The sequence below is a fragment of the Bythopirellula polymerisocia genome, from assembly GCF_007860015.1.
GTDB classification, from domain to species: domain Bacteria; phylum Planctomycetota; class Planctomycetia; order Pirellulales; family Lacipirellulaceae; genus Bythopirellula; species Bythopirellula polymerisocia.
The window spans coordinates 1-18,629 of record NZ_SJPS01000013.1; the positions used below are offsets into that span (position 1 = coordinate 1).

Here is an 18,629-nt window from a genome sequence, read left to right on the forward strand (position 1 = left end):
TTCTCGCGGCGCCCCAATGCCATCGTTATCCTCCTCGAAACAAATCAAACCCAGTTCAATCCACCAAATCTAGCGCCAACCGGACTGCAAGGGAAGACCGGGGGAAAGGGACTTTTTCAACGGGCAGTTAGCACTCCTTGTTACACTAGCGACATTTCAGGAGGAACAACATGGATTACGCTGCCATCAAGAGTTTCTTCTTGAAGGTTTTCCTGGGGTTCCTGGGGCTCACGGCAGTCGTCGCGATCATCTCAGTGCTGAGTGGTGAGTTTGGTGAGCTCCAAGAGAAGATTCTCGCTACGTGCTTTACAGTGTCTGCAGCAAGTATCTGTTCGATGTCTTGCGCTGCGTTCATCGAAAAGAAAAGGCGTGTGCAGCTTGGTCTAACGGGGATCGGCCTATCGATTGCTTCCGCTATCCTTGTGATAATCGGCCTCTGGACGGAAATCGACAGTGATGCGTATTGGAAGACAACGGTTACATTTACCGTTGCAGCGATTTCCTTTGCCTATGCCTTCCTGCTCACCCTAGATCAGCTTGAGGAAAGGCACAAATGGGTTCAGCGAGTTTTCTGCATGTGTGTTGGAGTACTTGCTCTCCAGATTGTTGTAGCGATTTGGGGCGAGATCGAAGCAGAAGGTTATTTTCGAGCTCTGGCAGTTGTGGCTATTGTGGTCGGCCTTCAGACCCTTGCTATTGCCATAGTAGCGAAACTGCAAAAGAGTCATCGCGGGCAAAGCGAGAAACTCGTGTTGGAAAAACTGGCCGATGACATCTACAGGGATGCTGCTGGAAAACATTATCAATTGCACGAGATTCATTCCGAAGAAGACGATGAAGGCAATGAATAAAGTTCTACCGTCGTCGTTTCTATTTGTCTGCGATAGCAACTTACGGCATACAGCAGCAGGATGACCCGCTGCTCCCGTCAATCGCCTAACGTCCGTTTCTAGCGGAGGTTGTGCACGTCTCCGCAGGATAGCTGAGGTGGAGATAATCTGTGCGAGTTGCGCCTTTTTGGCATAAAAACATTGGGGGACCGGTGGATAAGGCACTGTTCCTATGCGGAATTGCTCGTCTTCGCCAACAGACTTCCAAATAAGCCCGCTAAGCCTCCAGCAATTACTACCACAGCAACGACCCAAAAAGCGAGACCCTCTGGAGCTTTAGGATGGTTAGCGCTCGAAGAAACAGAAAAGAATAAACCGACTGCCAAGCCAAGCACCGCCCCACCGCACAAACCGACGAATCCCCTGAGCATGATAGGCACCTTAGACGCAGAGCAAAGATAGGCACTTAGCCCTCCTGTGATTCCTCCGAAGACTCCGCAAATAATGACCATTGCCATACCCGCCATCTCCCAGTGAAAGACAGGACCTTTGTGCGACACGACGAGGGAACATGACGCGCCCCCAATAAGCATTCCGGCTAGTGACGCAAGTATGATGCGCATAAGTCTTTCCACATCGTGGAGAAAAATGAGTCCCGCCATTCTACGCTCGTCACACTTCTTTCTGCAATCTCACTCAGCAGTAGGTGAAATCCGGTTTTTCAGGATAGTCTGGCGTGCTTAGGACCGACGCATCTAGTTCAATCACTCCACATAGAGGCTTACACGTAAGTTCAGCGGGGAATCTGACCGCCGCAAGAAACTGTTTACGGCTAGTCGCGGCAGCGTGCCAAACCCCGGAACTTGGGTGAAGGTGCCAAGATGCGTAAGACTATGAGACCTGCGTTTTTTTCACCCAAGTGCCCACCGAAGGCGGGTGTCGTCAGTTGGCAGTAATTGCGCGATTTCGCTACAATGTTTGGTTGTGCTTATCGACACTTTTTGTGTCGAATAACAAGTTATCCGACGGAGTTGCTCGTTTTTCTACACAGGATACGCTGCAGAATGCAAGTGAATTCGCCATGTTAAGGACTCCCTTGCGGGACCTGATAGTCGCGGTCGCACCTGCTGTCCTCGCCACCGCACTTGGTCTGGTTGTCTCGTGCGTCGCGCTTTTCATCGCAGCGTTGTTCAGCATGGGTTTCGCGCTGCAAGAACCCGCGGTAGTCGTTCCCATTCTGGTTGTTGGCCCGGTATTGTCCCTCATAACCTGGGCCGTTCTGGACGCCAAGACGCGTCGTGCAGGGAGCGCACAATCGGAGACCGCGCGCGTGAGCCCAGAGCGAGGGCTAAGCCTGGTACCTAACCTCCTCATGTTGTGGTGTGGAGCTATGCTTTCGCTGCCTCTCTTCCTTGTTGTCTTGCTGGTGGAGAACCAGTTTCCCGGTGAGTTAAAGTCCGACGTGTTTGGCCCCTACTATACCCATCCCTTTAGACCACTGAGTGGTATTGTGCTTTGCCTGCTCGGTTTGGCGACCGGGGCCTTTCTATACAACCGGTTCAAGATGCGTTACTGCGCCGTAGGCCTCTCGTTCGGAAGCGTTGCCCTTGGATTGGTCCTGATCTTTGCGTTTTAACCGGTTGCGTCTGTTTTCGAGCACCTTGAAATTGTTGGATAACCATGACGTGCACCGGAGGGCGGCATGGGGCGTTTACGAACGGACAATCAAACCGCCGTCCCCGGTGACGTCGGAGATTAGATGCACCGATGTGAAACTCCGAGCTAGTTGAGGAGCTTGCCGGAAACGCGTCGGCGTGCCAAACCCCGGAACTTAGAGATGTCTGTCGTTGGTAGCGTCGGGCGAGATGTCAGATGCATCGTCGCTTTTGCTGAGGTCATCATCTGGATAGATTTCGACTAGTTGGTCGATGACCCAAGTGTCAGATACCTTGTCCTTTTTGCAAAGTTCACTGTCTCGACGGATTTCGTAATTTTTGCGAATCACGAATTGAAGGGACGCGAAGAAGAGGGCAAGCGAGAATCCTCCGTATATTCCGCCTAATAAAAGGACTGCCCCTTGGGCGTAACCGTCGCTTAGTCTCGAACCTCCAACTAAGAAGATTATAACCCCAGCAATAGCCAATCCCCAGAAAGGGCCGAGACAGAACGCGACCAGAGCACCCCACGGCTTATGTCTCCACTTCCAAGCCCCGATCGTAAGTGTCAAGGTGACCGCACCGAACACCACGATGTTCGCAATTGTATCCGCCATATCGACACCTCGACAAAGCTGCAATCAATAACAAATTGCTCCATGTTTCTCGCGAGGGACTTCACAGTATTTTCAATCGGAACAAAAATCTGCGGCCTCTTCGCTGAAAACGGCAACTCGCTATTCCTGGGACCAGGGCTCATGCCGATAGTGCCCCTCGCCCCGCTGCAGGCGAGTTAACGGAAATGCCCTCCCCTGATAAGACACCCCCATTCTGTCACAGGGGCACAGTGCGATTATCCGCGAGCCGCCAAGTGCAGTCACTTTGACCACGCAATTGGCTGCTGGAAGCTGCAAACGGTCAAACCCACCGCTGCGCCGAACTCCGAATCGCATCTGCGATCGGATGATGCAACCGCTCTGAGTTGGCCGATCCCCGAATCCAGCGATGTGTGCACAAGCTCCTATTATCCGAACGCATTTTTTGGTTCAGCGGGCACATTGTTCGACTTCATGTTCCGGAGAGTCGAATGGACAGAAGTTGTGCACGCTTCCTTGAGATGTCGGCAGTTTGTAAAATGACCACTTATTCAGTTGGGCGATTTGGCCAAGTTCCGCGAAACTTCTTGCCAGCGGTCGGGTTAAATCAAAAGTCATTGAAATAGATGATAGCGTGAGACTACGACGCAATAGGCATCCAAGAGTCTCCAAACCGTGCCAGATAATTGATAAGTACAATACAATGAGTAATCGCGCCCTTGCACTTGCCGCCGTCGCAGTGGTTGTATTCGGTTCAACGATCGTCACCTTGGCCCAGCGGCCGCGGACCAGCGATGGTCCTCGCCCACAGCGTCCAGGTCGTGGAGCAAAACCAGAGATCGAGGACACAAAGCGGCTGAATGTCTATGCAGACAACTGGTTCTTGCTCTACATCAATAGTGAGCTGGTTGCGGTGGACTCCATTCGGTTCATGCCCCATAACGTGATCTCCGTGGACGTTTTCCCCGAATACCCGATGACGATTGCCGTGATGGCCAAGGACAACGCGGACACCAAGACCGGCATGGAGTACAACAATACGCAGATTGGCGACGGTGGATTCATATTGAAGTTGGCGGACGGAACGGTGACCGGTAAGCACTGGAAGGCAAAATCGGTCTCGCATGGCCCGATCAACGGTGACACGGACAATCCACATGCAGTTCACGAGGAGATTCCGGACCACTGGTTCGCAGTTGATTTCGACGATCGGTCCTGGAAAGCTGCCAAAGAATATGCCGAGCAAACGGTTCGACCTAAACGCCCCTTTTATCAACACGATTTTGAAGGAGCAAAATTCATTTGGGCGGACGACCTTGAGCTTGACAATACGGTGCTGTTTCGACTCCGTGTCGATTCTCCACCTGACGGAAGTACGCCTAAAACGTTTCCCATCCTCCTGTCAAAGTGACACACGACGGAACTACCAATGAATCACACTTCGTATTCGGGAGCGACCCTTGCTCTTTTAGTCTTGGTGACACCTCCCGTGGCGGCGCACGAGTGGCACCGCCATCCCAACGAAGGTTACCAGAAGTCGGTTTACGTTCTGACAGGCAACCCCCAGAAGGCGGATATGAAAGACAAACCGGACATTGCCCGTCACTTTGAGCACTGTAAGAATGTCAAAACGCGCTGGGATTCCGATATGCTTTACGTCGAATCCAACGGGCTGCCGGACCACAACATGATGGTAGGTATTCGCGCGTGGCAGCAACAGGTTCCACTGCCTCAGCCATACATGGGCGACAACGCTTGGCAGATTCCGCTCAATCCAAAACTGGCAGACAAACCCGTCTCCGCGAAGAATAGCCTCTATCGCGGGGCGATCGCGCTCGCCGTGAATGGGGTTCCCATTTTCAATGCACTGAACAATCGGGGCGAAGATGCATTCCTGGCTGGCGAGCTAGATAAATGGGGAGGGCACTGCGGAAGAGGCGACGATTATCACTACCACATTGCCCCCGTCCACCTGGAAGATATCGTCGGAAAAGGGCAACCCATTGCCTATGCTCTGGACGGATTTCCGATCTATGGCCTGACCGAAGCGGGTGGCTCTCCAGTCGGGCAACTCGATGAATTCAATGGTCAGCTTGATGAGCAGGGTCGGTATCATTACCACGCAACGAAAAAGTATCCTTACATCAATGGAGGTATGCGCGGAGTCGTTACGATTCGGGGAGACCAGATCGAACCACAGCCTCGAGATTCACCTATTCGACCAGCGCTTCAACCGCTGCGTGGTGCGACAATCACAGATTTCGAGACCACTGGACAGCAGTCGACGCTAACGTACAGCTTGGAAGGCCAAACGGGCACGGTCACCTATTCGCCGGACGCAGCGGAGACTTGGAAGTTCAAGTACACCGAGCCGAACGGCAGATCATCGGTTGAAACGTATGAACGAAGGCCTCGCGGCGATGGCAGGCGTCCGCCACCTCCTCCACGCGGGAATCGCCCGCCTCCACCACGTTGAATAAGCTGGGGTTCGGGCTTTAGGTGGCTACCGCTGATGTCAGGTAACGACGCTTCGAACTGAAGGCGGTTGGACCACTTTCAGCGAGTTAGCCAGCCGCTTAAGATGCTGAGGTCTACTCTCGGCGGAGACACCTCCAGCAGTTCGCCGAAAACCTAGGCCACCGCAGTTGATGCAACCGCCAGCACGAAGGATGCACTGAAACTCGCAGAGGGGAAACTCACCGAAGGCAGATTGAGGGGTTGCTGACATGCCTCCAAGGACGGTTCGACTTGTACGCGCAACGCGCTGTCGTAACCAGCTGGGCAAGTGGGTAAAGAGAGAAGCCCAGCGCGCACTCTCGCCAGTCGCACAGGAAGGATGCCCTTCTTGCCAAACTCCGCCGCCAACGAGCGGGTCGCTGACGGCGATTTCCTTCCCACTCTCAGCCATTCGATCTCGGTGGAAACGCTAGAACTTCAGTGCCAGCGACCGCTCCGTGGCAAGCATCAAGTACAGCCCATCATCCAACGAGTCCCTCACGTGGAAGTCCGCCAAGACACGGTCCACCGCTTTTCTCGAAAACTGGTGGGATGACGCGGTGGTCAACAACGGGCCAGAGGTATGGCTCCTAGTCGAAGGTGAGACCGTAGTGTCGATCAGCTGATTGCTCTCGGCCAGTTTGGTGGATGTCGTCGGCATCAGCGAGATGTTATTTGTCAGTGCTGCGACACTGCTGAGTTTTTCGACAGAGACTGGCGGAGCTACAACTGCCTGAACGAGATTATCGCTGTCGAGCGGCGCTGCGCTTCCGCTGACTCTGGTCACCGTTGTCGAAACGGTATGGTTTCCGTTCGAAGAATACGTATGGGACCCTTTCACCGAGTACGTCGTGCCTGATTGCGAAATACTGCCGTTCGATGTTGTGCCATCGCCCCAATTGATCGTGGCCCTGTAGTAGTTTGCAGGGTGGACCCCACTGGCGTGGGTGAAGGTAGCGGCCGTCACGTTGCTTAGTTTTTTTCCGCTCAGAGTGACCGGCCCGGTGACCACGATCGGCGCGGACGCTACCGAAACGGTGTTCACCGCCGCATTATTGCTCAGGTCTCCGTCCAGAGTGCTGGCCGTCACCGCCGCGGAATTCGTTGCGTTGCCAGGCTCGAGCGCTTGCGTCGACACCGTTGCGGTGACAGTCTGGCCGACAGCCAAGTCGCCGACATTGATAGTCACCACGCCGCCCGACTGCTGGATCGTCCCTTGACTGACCGATGCCGAGTTGTAGACCCAATTGCCGTCCAGCGTGTCCGTCAGCACGACATTTGTCGCGCTTTGCGGCCCGTTGTTCGTCACGGAGAGATTAAAGGTCACCAAATCCCCTTCGACACTCGTGCTCACGGCCGAACTGCTGAGCGTCAAATCGGCCGCCGCAGTGCTCGTGGTCGATCCAACGACGGAACTGATCCCTTGCGGATTGGCATTGCCGGAAGCGAGCGCGAAAGTCGCCGCGGCCGCCTGGCTGCCCGAGGTGCGTGAGGCCGCATTACCATATTGATAGACCTGATCGCTTGCGCTATCGACAATCCAGATGTCGCTCGGACCAGAGGGATCCAGCGTGATTCCGGTGGGAGTTTTATTCGCCGCATCGATCGTCCAACTTCCAAGTAGTCCGCCGGTGAGAGCATACTTGAAGACCTTGTCCGTCGTCGCATCATTGACGACCCATAGACTCTGTCCATCGGTCACGATGTCCTTGGGAGTTGTGTTGCCGCTGTTGAGCTTGAAGCTACTGGCCGCAGTTTGAGTGCCCGAGAGCCTATTGGCGGCCCCCGCATAGCGAAACACAGTGTCGCTGCGGTTGTCGACGATCCAGACATCCGTTCCGTCGGAAGCGATGCCTTCGGGCTGAGCGTTGTTGGCCAGGGTCCCGGCTGCCCAGGAGCCCAACAGCGCACCACTGCCGTCGTAGACGTAGACATGTCGATTGGCGTCGATCACCCAAGATTTATCACCCGCTGACGTGCTGGCGATTCCGCGCGGTGCGCTGTCCGCTGAGTCCAGTGAGTCTGTGCCGCGGGGAGTCCCATCGCCGGCATACAAATACGTGAGGTCCGGCGAAGCGTCGTTCGCAACACGGAACTTGACTTCGTTGTCGATGTTGGTGACAGATACGTCGGCTGGGTCGATGACAGCGTAGTCGGGATCCGCACTAACGGCCGGACCGAGGACGATCGTGTAGGGTTGGTTGCCATCTCCAACTGTATCGTCTACTCCCACGATCGTGACTGTCTGCCGTACCGACCAGTTGGCAGGTGTGAAGACGAGGTTCGAGACCGTGGTATTCCCTTCCAATGAATTGGAGCTGCTGATCGGTATCGTGACGTTGGACTTGGGGGGCGTGGTGAGAACAACCTGGAACGTGGCGAAATCGCCGCTCTCGCTGGTAAGTAATCCAGTGCTTGGCACCACTGTGAGGCTCGGCGCCACGATCGACGTCTCCTGCGGGCTGCGTAACCCATTCACAATCTTGGTCAATTGCGATCCATCAAGGTTGCAGCGGTAAATCGTGCCGGCTCCATGATCGGCCCAATAGAGCTTCCCTGCGCGTGAATCCACATTGGTCCACAGGACGCTGGACTGCGAGAGTTCGGGCAGATCGATAACCGTCTCCACGCCGGTGCCATCGAGGTTGGCGCGGAGAATCTGCCGGACACTGAAGTCGTACCAGAACAACTTGCCTGCGGTTGGGTCGAGAGAAATGCCGCGTGGGTTTGCGGTCCCCGATCCGGTCCAAACGACCTCAACGCCCGTCCCGTCCAAGTTCGCTCGGCGGATCACGCCTTGATTTGTGTCGCCCCAATACATCTTGCCGGCGGCCCTATCCAGCGCGAGGTTCAGGGCTGATTGTTGTGTGACAAGATCCTGAACCCCGCTGCCGTCGAGATTGGCGCGCTGGATTTTCTGGGTACTCGAGTCGGCCCAGTACAGCTTTCCGTCCACAGAATCCACCTCAATCCCCATGAGCGCCCCACCAGCAAAGCCCGATAGCACCGTCTCCACGTTCGACCCATTGAGATTGGCCCGCTGGATAAGTCCGGTCGACTGATCGGCCCAGTACATTCTGCCGCCCGCTTGATCGACCGCCAGACCGCGCAGCTGAGTTTCGCCACTTATCCCCCCTAACGCCTTAATATCGACGAGCGTCTCGGTGGGACCGCCCGTGAGCGGCGATCGCTGGATCAAGTCGCTGTCACGGTCGGTCCAGTAAAGAAATCCTCCGTAGCCATGGTCAGTGCTAACCGCGGCCACGTCCGCCGGATCGAGACCGCTATACTCAGTGTCAGTGCTCGAAACGGCGCCAACAGTCACGCTGAACGACACGTCCCCGTCAATCGCGTCGTCGTCGACGCCACTGACCGACACCGTTTGAGGCACGTTCCAATTGGCCGATGTAAACGTCAGGCTCGCAGTAGACAGTGTCGCCTGACCGGGATCGCTCACGGAAAGTGGGACAATGACATCGGCAGTCGGCTGCGTGTCGAGCGAGACCGTGAACGACGCCGCACCGCGCTCGGGAACCAGCAGAGTTTCCGTCGGCGAGGTTGTGACGCCTGCAGGCGGCGCGACAACGCTCACCGTGTAGGCCCCCAGCCAGCCGTAGGCGGCCGTCTTTGTCACGGCCGCAAAATAATTGCCCGGCAATAGCGGCAGGGCCAGTTCGGCGGCCTGGCTTAGTGCGGGGCTTGCCATCGCAATGATGGAACCGGCCGCGTCCCACACTTCCAACACGGCATCGAGGTTTGGTCCGATCTCGGCAGGATCGACCTTGAATCGATAGGTATCGGCAGTCGATATCGACAATGACCACACATCGACATCGCTATTCGAACCGATGAGGCCCGCTCCGCTGAACGTGAGGCCGTCGTAGCTCATGGCGGTCGCGGTAGCGAGCGAGTCGCCGTGGTCATCAGCGCGAAAACCGAAACCGTTCGCGCTGCGGGCGAGCACTGCCATGTCGTCTTGGAACGCCGTCGGTCCGGCACTGTTCGTGCCATTGTGCCAGGTCGTCACCGACCGATATACGGTCCCCATGATGGGCGCCCACGTGGCCGTGCCAACCGCGTATTCATTCACCTTCACGCCGTTCTGGTCGTAGTCGCTCTGGTGCAGGAGCCCGAAGGCGTGCCCAGCCTCATGCGATGCGATCTCACCGACCCAAACGGGGCCCGCATTCAAGGAGACGAATGCCGTGTTAGCGGCGGAGTTGGTGAACGAATCGATCGCGGCAACGCCCGTCCCTCCTCCCCAGCCATCTCCCACACCACCAATGGCGATCCGCTGGGCGATGCCGTTGGCCGCACTTTCAGGGACTCCGTCCGCCAGCTCCAGCGGCTCGACCGTCGTAACGTCGATATTGAACGGCGCATAGTCCTCAGCTACCTTGCTCCAGGCGACAAGGATGCTCTGAAGTTCGGAGTCGCTGAACGTGGTGGGATCGCCATCAAAATCAAACACCGGAGTCGTCACTCCGCTACCCCAATTGGGCTCAACGTCGCCATCGAAATCGAGGTAGAGCTTCACCGTGGCGCTCGGATTGCTGTGTAGTTGGGGCAAGCTGGAGAGCGGGTGGAGAGCACCTGCGGTCGCGCCAGCATTCGTGCCCCCGTCGGCGCCGGCCTCCGGCGCGATGAAAGTTGTAACGACTGTGAACGGCTCGCCGTTGATCCAGTGTGTCTGCTGCGAGACTGTCACTCCGTGCGGCAATGCGTGGGCACCATCATCCTCGCCATTCCCACTTTGCCCCGGCGGGTTGAATTCAATTGGCGAATGTGAAAGCATCTGGCGCGATTCGAGCGATTCTAGGCTGAGGCGCCGCGAGCGATTGGAGTAGGTATCTTGATAACCGGCGTGAGCGCGACGCGAGAGACCAGTCGGACGACGTTTGAAAAGCTTTTGGAACATGATTGGGTCCTTTAGGTTAAATAGTTTGCGATTCAGGATTTAGACACTCAAGCAGAAACGGTGTTGTAAAGTGTGCCGCCGACAACAGATGACAGGCAGTACTACGAGCGCAACGATGGCCAATGTGCTTGGCTCGGGTACTGAGACATTCCCCGCTAATTGAGAACCTGTACTGTAGTTGGCCTGCCAGTCGGCCAAGTTTCCGATACTAGGACTGCGTTGCCACGCCAAGAAATTGCGGCCATCCACGTCGCCGTCGACATCAAAATCGCCGGGAGATGCACTGGGGTAATTTGACTGCCAGATGGCCAGACTTCCGGCAGCCGGATTACGCTGCCACGCCAAAAAGTCGCGTCCATCGACGTCGCCATCGAGATCGAAGTCCCCCGGCAAGGCGGAGTTCACCGAAAGTACTCCGGACACATAGAGTTGGCTGGTGTTCCAGGTGAGTTGCCCACTGAGTGCAGGCAGCAACAACGTGTGAAACGTGCCCGCCAGAGTGCCCCAATCAAGAATGTCGAAGGTTTGGTCCGATGCCGGCACAAACCCGCCAGCCAGTGAAACGGCGAGCGTTCCGGCGAGAGAAGCGTCTCCTGCGACGACCAACTTGTCGAAGCTGGCTGCACTGGCCAGTTCGATCTGCAATTGCCCAGCGGCGTGCTGCGTATAGTCGCCGTCGATGATCAGCGTGCCGGGTGACTCGCCGGGAGAGATGATCCCTGTATTGACTACGCTGCCGACAATCGAGCCGCTGCCTGCCAAGATGCCGTTCGACTCAATTGCGACGCCGTTTATCGCCGTGAGCGCCGCATTGGTTGCGAGCGTCAGGGTCGAGGAGCCCGCACCGCCGCCGAGGCATAGCTCATTGACAGTCCGCGCGGTCGGGTTGCCGGTGGCGGTGACGTTGGCCGAACCGGTGATCGTTACCTGCATGACTTCGTCGGGCAGCTCGCCGTAAATCCAGTTGGCGGCTGTGTCCCAAATCCCATCTCCCGCGTTCCAATGCTCGCGCACGACACGGGAATATATTTCCCTGGGAACGCCCGTCTTCTGCACGGTTTCGAATAGAACGCGACCTCCATCCGGACTGAATTCCGTATTGAAGTAATTAACTTCCAACCCTTCAGAGAGCTTTACCGGTGCGCCGCCACTCGTGGGAACAATATACAACTCGTTGAAATCATTTATTTCTTGGTCGGCGCCGTAGACATAGCGGCTACTATCGGGGCTCACGCCAAACGACCCTGTGTAACCTGCCGCGACGTTCCCTCCCGCGACCAAAGGTCCGTTGAGTCTCACCGGCGTGCCCCCGGTGCTCGGGACGCTCCAAAGTTCGAGTGCTGCACCTGCTTCGTGCTGCACCAGGTAGACGACACGCTTGCTGTCGGGCGTGAACACAATCCTGTCAACGCGGCCGCCAACACCCAAGGGAGCATTGAGTTTCAGCGGCGTTCCGCCCGCAATAGGCACAATGTACAAGTCGGATACACCGACCTTGTCCTGGGCGGCCGTATATAGTACTCGGGAACCGTCCGGGCTGAGTGCAAAAAAACTTGGAAAAAAGAATGGGCCTACTGATCCCGACTTGAGCGGTCCATTGAGCTTGATCGGAGTCCCGCCCGAGCTCGGGACGCTATAGAGTTCATAACGCCCGAGGGTATCTTGGTCCACTCGATAGACAACGCGGTCGCCATCAGCACTGAACTGCATCTGAAAATCGCGATAATAATTTGTTCCACTCGCTACGTAAGGACCATTAAGCTGTACGGATGTGCCGCCAGCTGTAGGGACACTGAGAATCGCCCATCCTGATTCCAGGGGTGCCCCATAAATAATGCTGCTACCATCCGAGCTTAAAGTAGTCCCACCAACTCCACTACCGATATTCAGATGTACCGACAACCCTCCGCCAATTGGCACACTATGCAGTTGCTGTCCATTACCACTATACTGTTGATAGACGATCCGACTGCCGTCCGCGGTGATTGCAGCTTGTCTCGTAGCCCCGCTAGCGACTAGCGTCGGGATTCCACCTGTAGTCGAAACGCTATAGATGTTGTTCGTTGCGTAAATGAGAAGTCTCCCGTCGGGGCTCAGGAGTATGCCTTGCGGATAGCTTTCGGCGAAGAAAGTGCATTGGTCAGGCGCGGACAGATATCCATCGCATGGATTGCCCATAGTATTTAATGTTTCGAGAGAACCACTAAGATTCACGGATGGGCCACCGACGATCGGTACCGAGAAGATTCCGGCACTTCCAATCGTTTTTTTATCCCGATAGTAAACGTGTGGGCTGTCAGGATTTACTAAAAAGTCTGCCGCGACCCCTGACGCGAGTGGAATGTTGAGTTTTACGGGCGCACCGCCGCCGCTGGGCACGCTGAAGAGCTCCGGCACCCCTAGGGTATCCTGATCGGCCACGTAGAATACGCGGCTGCCATCAGGACTGAAGATTGAAACGTGTTCTGAGACGTTTCCGCCGGCGACCAACGGTCCATTGAGCTTAACTGGCGGTCCGGCCAGGGCGAAGTCCACCTCACAGATGAAAAGTGTTTGGAATGCGAATGCGACGAGCAGCAATCGATAAAGAGCGGGATTCATATTGGTTTCGTTGGTTGCGGTTTCGACAAGACGCCGGGACTTACACTGTAGGAGACATTCGAAAGCGGCGTCGAAGACAAAATCGAGGTCAGGGCGGTGTCCGGCCGAGTGGTCGGCGATGCTGGGAAGATTTCCAAACCTTTTGTAGGTCCTTTGTGATTGGGATTGACGGATCTTGTGGATTGCATTCGCGTTACAATGAAAACAAGCAGGCCCTGGGGGGCGCATACCGCGACCGCTGGGGTTTGTCTCAGGCCGGTGAGGGTTTTCGTTCGCTGCGAGGGTCTCACCGGCCGGTTTTTTTTGTTTGTCTAAATCGGAATCTCTAATAAGGATTCGAAAAAAAAACGAGTTATGATTAGCGCCTTGAACAAGATGCAAATAATACTCGGAACGCCGACGCCTTCGATCGGCGATCGCACAACGGCCGCTACCGTAATTTCGTTGCCTTACGCAGGCCAATCATCATTGTGATACTCGCCAGGGCCAACACACTCAGCGCTGCGCCACTGGGTTCGGGAATGGCTAGTCCTATTCGAGTACGCAACGTAAATACTCCACCTCCTGCAGGAAGGTTGGCAGGCAATTGACTGGAGGTGTAAAAATCGTTAACCGACACTGGGAGGTCCGGTACGTCAATTGAGAACTCTGCGATCCCATAGATGACGTCGTCCGCCAACCCATCTGAGTATTGAATCCGATGGGCTTGATGATTGACCGTGGCCCAAACTTTGTCGGACGAGGGTGCTGGAATTCCAGGTAGGGGCGCATCAAAATCCAGGTCGGAAAAGACGCTTGCTGCGGAGACAAAATTTTCGCCGACACCGAATCCGAGTTCCAAATAAATTGCTTCTGCCGGTACCGTAGAAAAGTTGGCACTGATGTTGAACGCGTATTCGGTAGTGCCTCCCGATGGCTGAACGGCCCACACATAGTCGTGCTCAAAGCCGGCAAAGTTGAGAAACGAAACATAATTGACGAAAGAGTTAAATGGGCCCGTGAAATCGTCGTTATTCGCAATATCCGTGTCGGCTGCGTACTGAACTATAACGCCGGCTCGGGCGTAATACGCAGTGAACACGGCCACCGCTAGTGCCAAAAAGGAAGTAAGAAAAGATGTTTTTTTTGGAAGCAAGTACATAAGAATTTCTCCGAGGACTTCAAACATTCGCTAATTGGGGTTCAGGACGTTTCGGAAGAGCGCGGCCGAAGCGATTTGGCGCACGAACACACTCGACTGATCTAAGCCACTACAGCCACTTAGAGTCATTAGCACCATGCGTCCATGTTGCATGTGTCGACAACCTCTCCTGCAAATGGCAGTGCTTGAGGCCGGTGAGGGTCTTCGTTTGCCATAGCATCCTTACAGATCAGACTTTTATCCTCCTTCGGGTGGACGCAGCGGTTAGAGGGCGGGACGGTTCGTAACATGTTTAGGTCCTTATTTATGCGTTAGACGAATAGTCTTGTGTTAAATTCAATTTAATCGACACAGCCCTGTGGGCGCGCACCGCGACCGCTAGGGTTTGTCTAAGGCCGGTGAGAGTTTTCGTTCGCTGCGAGGGCCTCACCGGCCGGGTTTTCAATCGTTGCTTTCTTTTGAAATGCGTTTGCTCAATCGATAACGGGCTTGAAAAGGCACTGTAGAGTATTCCGGCAGGCCTTCCGCGACTTCAATACAGCGACGGTATGCGGCCCTAGCCGCCGCATCATCGCCTTGGATCTCTTTTCGCCAGCCGATGCAATAATGGGACTCACTCGCGAATCGCTCATCGCTGCGAACCGCCTCAATAAATTTCTCCTCGGAAATCAAGTCGAGAAAGTAGGCGGCCTTGAGATGTTCGAACGTGCCCGTTCTCTGACCTAAATCAAATCTCTTGTCTGTTCGCTCTGCTGTCTCATCTAAAGTCCCGTCGTCGCGCAGTTGGGCGGTCAACACGCGTTGAAACGCCGTCTTGGCTTCTTCCAATTTGCCAAGTTCCAAGAGTGCCAACCCGCGTGTGTTGTAGAAAAAAAAACGGCGGTCGCGAGCGATGGCAGAGTCAATCACGGGGAGGGCGGCTGCTGCATCTCGGTCGAGAAGTCTCAGCTGGCCCATGACCAGTGTGTCTATTCCCGTTGGTAGCCGGCGGTAATCGTCGGCCAGCGCGTACGCGATCACATCATCCACTTGACTGACCGGTACAAATTCCAAGAGGTTGATGACGACCACATAGCGACCATTTTTTAGGCTCTCGGCGATGTTGTCGGCAGCGAATTGCTCGGCTTCCGCGAGCTTGCCAGCATCGCGATCGGCAAGGACTTTGGCTTTTATTGCACTCCGGAGATACCACGTGTACATCACAGACGCTGGGTAATCTCTGCCGTATCTCGCCTGGTATTCGATCAAGCAGTCCTGCAAAATCGTGATCGCGTCGGCGCAGCGCCCTGTACCACAGTAGGCTAAGGCCAATAGCCTTTTGAAGTTGAGTGTTTCCGGATGTCCGTCGCCGAATTCCTCTCGCTTCAGAGTCACTGCACGCTCCAAGGATGGAAGCAGTTCTTTCGGGAAGCCGCCGCTCCTTGCATAAGTAAAGAAGTCAGCATCGTCGCCATAATTCGTCCAAATCCTGGAATCGCATTTGGCAATGGCGAGATTCGCCAGTGACTTAATCGTATCCGGGTGATCTGGGCCGAGTAAATCTCGGCGCGCATTTGCGACTTCAGCGAGTATTTTGATAGCCTCCTCACCGCGATCCATGGTTGCGTAAGTTTCGGCAAGCGCTTCCATCGTGCCAATAGTTCTCGGCTCCATGACTCCGAGCACTCTTCGCTGAAGTGCCAATCCCTTTTCCAATAGTCGGATGGCGCTAGTCTGATCGACGTTTCGGTACGCACGTGCGAGGAACACAAGGCTATCTAGGGCTTCCGGGTGATAGGGGCCAAGTTCTGCCGTGCGAAGTTCGTAGGCTTTTGTTAACGGTCCAATCGCGTCGAGCAACAATCCAAGGGCTAGTCGCGATCTGCCGATTGCATCTAGCAGAGCAGCCTGGGTCTCCGGCTCATCCCGCAATTGTTGATTGACGTCTCGCTCAGCTCGCGTGAGTATTTCCATCACGGTGACGGTTCGGCCGTCGTGCGTGGGACGCGGACTCTCAAGCATCTTCACCAGGAAATTGGAGATTGCCTCAGCACGGCGGGCATTGGCCTGTGCATGGCGTTCGCTAGCCTCCGCCATCTGTCGTTGGGCAAATTCTCGCCGATAAGCCTGTGCGATCATCAATATGCTAATCGCTGCGACGACAGATGCAGCCACCAAGAAAGAAGCGGCAGCCCAGATTGTTCTGGGGTGTCGACGACACCACGTACGGACCCCAACGAACAGCCGCGGCGGTCGCGCCTTCACCGGCTCACCATCGAGATACCGCTGCACATCGGCGGCCAGCGAACTCGCCGATTCGTAGCGGCGGTTGCGGTCCTTCTCCAGGGCCTTCATCACGATCCAGTCGAGGTCACCCCGCAAAGCACGGTCGAGTTGACGCCGGTCAACTCCACGTTGCTCGGACACAGTCGAGGCATTCTCGGCGCTGAGTGTGCTGACTCGCTGGCTGGGTCGAGGGGGATCGACCTCCCGGATAATCCTCCGCATCTCGTCAAAACTCTCGCGGCGGAAGGTTTCGCTCTCAAACGGCGTGCTGCCCGTCAGGAGTTCATAGAGGAGCACCCCCAGGGAATAAATATCGCTACGGGTATCGACATCAAGGGCATTCATCTCCGCCTGCTCAGGGCTCATGTATAATGGGGAGCCGATGAGTTGATTGAATGCCGTGTAGATGGTGTGCTGTGTCAGCTGCTGGTTGATGGCCTTGGCGATGCCAAAGTCAATCACCACCGGCACGGCTTGGTCGTCGTGCAAGGTGACCAGGATGTTCGAAGGCTTGATGTCGCGGTGGATGATGCCCTTTTGATGGGCATGTTGGATGGCGCGGCAGACCGGGATGAACAATTCAAGCCGTTGCCGCGAGGTGAGCTGCCGCTGGTCGCAAAACTCAGTGATCGGGACGCCGCGAACCAGTTCCATCACAAAGTAGGGACGACCGTTCTCTGTCGTGCCAGCGTCGAGTACCTTGGCAATGTTGGGATGATCCATCAGGGCCAGGACCTGCCGCTCGGCTTCGAAGCGCCCCAGCACCTGGCGACTGTCCATGCCGGGCTTGATGACCTTGAGCGCCACCTTGCGACGTACGGGCTGCTCTTGTTCGGCCACGAATACGCTCCCCATCCCCCCTTCGGCGAGCAATTCGCGCAGTTTGTAGGGGCCTATTGTGTCGCCCGCCCTTTCTGTGATTGGCGATTCGACAGTTGCCACGCCCGTCTGGGGATTATCGTGAAACGTGCCGAGCAAATCGTGAGACCGGAGCAGTCGTTCAACCTGCGCTCGCAAGTCCGGATTTCCCTCACATGCTTGCCTGAGGAAGTCTGTGCGGTTGTCCTGCTCGATCGCGTCGAGAAAGATGGCACGGGCAGAGTTGGTTTGGGTGTTCATAGTGCGTACTCCGCCGACTAATCGGCTCTATAAATCAATGCGTCTTTTTCGGCGAGTTTTCTCATCGGCCGGAAAAAAATGTTGAGAATTTTCGGCAGACTAGGAATTGTCTTGCCCGACGAGTTCTGTGTGCAGCCAAGCGCGGGCGAAATTCCAGTGTCGGTAAGCCGTTGCAGGCGAAATCCCGAGAGAAGCAGCGGCCTGCTCGATATTCAGGCCCGCAAAATAGCGCAACTTCACCAATTCTAAAACGTCGGGGGCTTCTCTTTCGAGTTTTTCCATGGCGTCGTCAATCGCCAGGAGTTGGTCCGGAGAAGCCTGGACGGCTACCTCAAGGGCATCGATGTCGAATCGGAGGCGGTCACCGTTGCGCTTTTGCCTGCCCTTTGAGCGGGCCGAGTCAATCAGAATCCGGCGCATTGCTTCAGCTGCCGCGGCGAAGAAATGTCCCCGACTTTCCCAGTGCTGGCACTCATTTTGGTTGACTAGCCGAATGTAGGCCTCATGCACTAGCGATGTGGCCTGCAGCGTTTGCCCCGGCTTTTCCTGGGCCATTCTCTGAGCGGCCAGCCGACGCAATTCTTCGTAGACTAGGGGCAGGAGCTGTGCGGAAGCCTGGGGATCACCCTGGTCGATGGCCGACAAGATTTGCGTAACGTCGCTCACACAAATACCTGCGAATCGCCGAACATCCGTCGCCACGACGGCCAGGAACAAGCCCACCGTTCAACTCGAAGAATCTGTCCGCGAAGAGGACTGGCAGCTGATCCTGGAAGCATGTCCGACAAGACATTGACGCTTCTCGATTCAAGCCAATCGGTTCGGCAAGGCACCACGGCTCTGCAACGGGCGAAATGAGTGGTTTGAGCTCAATACAGTATGTCAACGCCTGTTTTGCCAGTCAATCACTGGCAAAATGCTTGGATTTTTCTCGACGAAGAATGCGAAGAAGGACCGTTAAGAGTTCTTCCGACCGGGCCGAACCACCCAAGCGTCTCATTCCGAGAA

General features: G+C 55.7%; 12 protein-coding genes. 4 read left to right on the top strand and 8 right to left on the bottom strand.

From position 1 onward, the window contains the following. Positions 1-170: 170 nt before the first annotated feature. A complete protein-coding gene (locus Pla144_RS22880; protein WP_146453035.1) occupies positions 171-851 on the top strand; it encodes a hypothetical protein in 681 nt (226 codons plus the stop codon). Between the two features lie 209 nt (positions 852-1,060). Here the strand turns inward: Pla144_RS22880 and Pla144_RS22885 are convergent, their stop codons facing one another. Further along, positions 1,061-1,453, bottom strand: a complete 393-nt coding sequence (locus Pla144_RS22885; RefSeq protein ID WP_231936522.1) for a hypothetical protein — start codon at positions 1,451-1,453, stop codon at positions 1,061-1,063. A gap of 458 nt (positions 1,454-1,911) precedes the next feature. Between Pla144_RS22885 and Pla144_RS22890 the strand changes: the two genes are divergently transcribed. Next, positions 1,912-2,466 carry a hypothetical protein gene (locus Pla144_RS22890; RefSeq protein ID WP_146453037.1) on the top strand — a complete coding sequence of 185 codons (555 nt, stop codon included), beginning with the start codon at positions 1,912-1,914 and terminating at the stop codon, positions 2,464-2,466. A 195-nt stretch (positions 2,467-2,661) separates the two neighbouring features. Here Pla144_RS22890 and Pla144_RS22895 read toward each other — a convergent pair whose 3' ends face one another. Continuing rightward, the gene (locus Pla144_RS22895) at positions 2,662-3,102 is read right to left on the bottom strand and encodes a hypothetical protein (protein ID WP_146453038.1); all 441 of its coding nucleotides are present in this window, start codon (positions 3,100-3,102) and stop codon (positions 2,662-2,664) included. 682 nt (positions 3,103-3,784) lie between these two features. Here Pla144_RS22895 and Pla144_RS22900 point away from each other — a divergent pair. Then, positions 3,785-4,492, top strand: coding sequence for a hypothetical protein (locus tag Pla144_RS22900; protein WP_197530954.1), 708 nt, complete (start codon positions 3,785-3,787; stop codon positions 4,490-4,492). Between the two features lie 18 nt (positions 4,493-4,510). Further along, positions 4,511-5,557: a YHYH protein gene (locus Pla144_RS22905; RefSeq protein WP_146453039.1), complete on the top strand. Its 1,047-nt coding sequence runs from the start codon at positions 4,511-4,513 to the stop codon at positions 5,555-5,557. Between the two features lie 39 nt (positions 5,558-5,596). Here the strand turns inward: Pla144_RS22905 and Pla144_RS22910 are convergent, their stop codons facing one another. The 6 genes from Pla144_RS22910 to Pla144_RS22935 form a co-directional block, all read right to left on the bottom strand. After that, the gene (locus Pla144_RS22910) at positions 5,597-5,989 is read right to left on the bottom strand and encodes a hypothetical protein (protein ID WP_146453040.1); all 393 of its coding nucleotides are present in this window, start codon (positions 5,987-5,989) and stop codon (positions 5,597-5,599) included. 18 nt (positions 5,990-6,007) lie between these two features. After that, entirely contained in the window at positions 6,008-10,495 is a 4,488-nt protein-coding gene (locus Pla144_RS22915) for a DUF5050 domain-containing protein (protein ID WP_146453041.1), read from the bottom strand. A 39-nt stretch (positions 10,496-10,534) separates the two neighbouring features. Then, positions 10,535-13,096: a PD40 domain-containing protein gene (locus Pla144_RS22920; protein WP_197530955.1), complete on the bottom strand. Its 2,562-nt coding sequence runs from the start codon at positions 13,094-13,096 to the stop codon at positions 10,535-10,537. Positions 13,097-13,526: 430 nt separating this feature from the next. Beyond that, positions 13,527-14,237, bottom strand: coding sequence for a hypothetical protein (locus tag Pla144_RS22925; protein ID WP_146453043.1), 711 nt, complete (start codon positions 14,235-14,237; stop codon positions 13,527-13,529). A gap of 441 nt (positions 14,238-14,678) precedes the next feature. Further along, positions 14,679-17,621, bottom strand: a complete 2,943-nt coding sequence (locus tag Pla144_RS22930; RefSeq protein WP_146453044.1) for a protein kinase domain-containing protein — start codon at positions 17,619-17,621, stop codon at positions 14,679-14,681. A gap of 99 nt (positions 17,622-17,720) precedes the next feature. Next, the gene (locus Pla144_RS22935) at positions 17,721-18,344 is read right to left on the bottom strand and encodes an ECF-type sigma factor (RefSeq protein WP_315851822.1); all 624 of its coding nucleotides are present in this window, start codon (positions 18,342-18,344) and stop codon (positions 17,721-17,723) included. Between the last annotated feature and the right edge of the window lie 285 nt (positions 18,345-18,629).

Coding starts and splice junctions, on each gene's coding strand:
- Pla144_RS22905 (WP_146453039.1), top strand. CDS start 4,511: ATGAATCACACTTCGTATTCGGGAGCGACCCTTGCTCTTTTAGTCTTG.
- Pla144_RS22925 (WP_146453043.1), bottom strand. CDS start 14,237: ATGTACTTGCTTCCAAAAAAAACATCTTTTCTTACTTCCTTTTTGGCA.
- Pla144_RS22915 (WP_146453041.1), bottom strand. CDS start 10,495: ATGTTCCAAAAGCTTTTCAAACGTCGTCCGACTGGTCTCTCGCGTCGC.
- Pla144_RS22910 (WP_146453040.1), bottom strand. CDS start 5,989: ATGGCTGAGAGTGGGAAGGAAATCGCCGTCAGCGACCCGCTCGTTGGC.
- Pla144_RS22880 (WP_146453035.1), top strand. CDS start 171: ATGGATTACGCTGCCATCAAGAGTTTCTTCTTGAAGGTTTTCCTGGGG.
- Pla144_RS22895 (WP_146453038.1), bottom strand. CDS start 3,102: ATGGCGGATACAATTGCGAACATCGTGGTGTTCGGTGCGGTCACCTTG.
- Pla144_RS22885 (WP_231936522.1), bottom strand. CDS start 1,453: ATGCGCATCATACTTGCGTCACTAGCCGGAATGCTTATTGGGGGCGCG.
- Pla144_RS22890 (WP_146453037.1), top strand. CDS start 1,912: ATGTTAAGGACTCCCTTGCGGGACCTGATAGTCGCGGTCGCACCTGCT.
- Pla144_RS22900 (WP_197530954.1), top strand. CDS start 3,785: ATGAGTAATCGCGCCCTTGCACTTGCCGCCGTCGCAGTGGTTGTATTC.
- Pla144_RS22930 (WP_146453044.1), bottom strand. CDS start 17,621: ATGAACACCCAAACCAACTCTGCCCGTGCCATCTTTCTCGACGCGATC.
- Pla144_RS22920 (WP_197530955.1), bottom strand. CDS start 13,096: ATGAATCCCGCTCTTTATCGATTGCTGCTCGTCGCATTCGCATTCCAA.